A 1,117-nucleotide genomic window follows, 5' to 3' on the forward strand; every position below is an offset into this window, starting at 1 on the left:
ACCGGTAGCGTTAAAGCTGCCCTGTGTGCCAAAGTTAACCGCAAAGTTGAAGATGGCAAACATCACCGGCCAGAGCATCAGGCTGCCCATAAAGTTCAGGTAGTTTTTGCATACGGTCATTGAGATCTCCCGTACGAACAGTGCCAGCACCATCACCGGGAAGATGCACACGCAGAACAGCAGAAGAACCGTGTGCAGCTGTGGCAGTACCTCGGTGGCGATGGCATAGCTGACCGCATGGGACAGACGCAGCTTCATCAGCGACTGTTCGGAGGCAATATCGACCATCGATGCGGTGTCGTTCATGCCCTTCACGTAGCTGTTCAGCCCCCTGCGCAGCCCTGCAACGGCCACGTTCTGCAGTATGATGTTTTTGGCCGACTGGCTGCTGCTGAAGAAGTAGTTATAGCTTCCCTCCAGCTGGCTGGCATAAGCCGTTGCCGGCGAGGTCGTCCCCGGCAGCATTCGCGCGGCGTGGTACATGAATGTGCTGCTCTCAGGCGTCCCCTGAATGGCCAGCAGGTTCTTCAGCTTCGGCGCAGCATCACGGCAGTACATAAAGGTATTGCCGGACGCGTCCCGCCAGAAGATACCGCGCATTGGGCTGGGCCTGCTGAAGATGACCGACTGCACCTCTGCCGACTCCATCACGTCCTGCATGCTGTACTTGTGGTTGAGCATGATATCCGGCACCACGCAGTTTTTGGTGTAGGCCACCATATTAACCGCCACCACCGGATCCCGGCCTGCGATGGTAAAGCTGTCCTGCATCAGCTTGGAGGCAAACATCATCCCGGTTTTGGTGTAGGTGCGCTCATCCGGAAAGTGGAAAAAGTTTTCGTAGGTGGTGGCGATGGTATAACCCGTGCCGGTGACAATCCACAGCGGCGCGGCAAGCCCCAGCGGGACGTTATCCACGCGCCCGATGGTGTCCGGGGCGGTCAGGTCGTTTACCACCACCGTCACCTTTGGCGTCAGCAGCAGCGCGGTGACGATGACAAAGGTGAACGCCCAGTAGAACATCACGCGCAGATCGTGGCTTTTGAGGTAGGTATAGATGCACGTCAGAATACCCAGCACCTCCGCAATCCACATCACGCTCTTCCAGCCGGAATCA

At 57.3% G+C, this 1,117-nt stretch carries 1 protein-coding gene; it reads right to left on the bottom strand.

From position 1 onward, the window contains the following. Window positions 1-1,117, bottom strand: a 1,117-nt coding sequence (locus GSQ70_RS03085; RefSeq protein ID WP_199257216.1) for a conjugal transfer protein TraG N-terminal domain-containing protein, incomplete at both ends; no start/stop codon positions are given.

The organism is Pantoea sp. BAV 3049 (genome assembly GCF_009765445.1).
Taxonomy (GTDB): Bacteria; Pseudomonadota; Gammaproteobacteria; order Enterobacterales; family Enterobacteriaceae; genus Erwinia.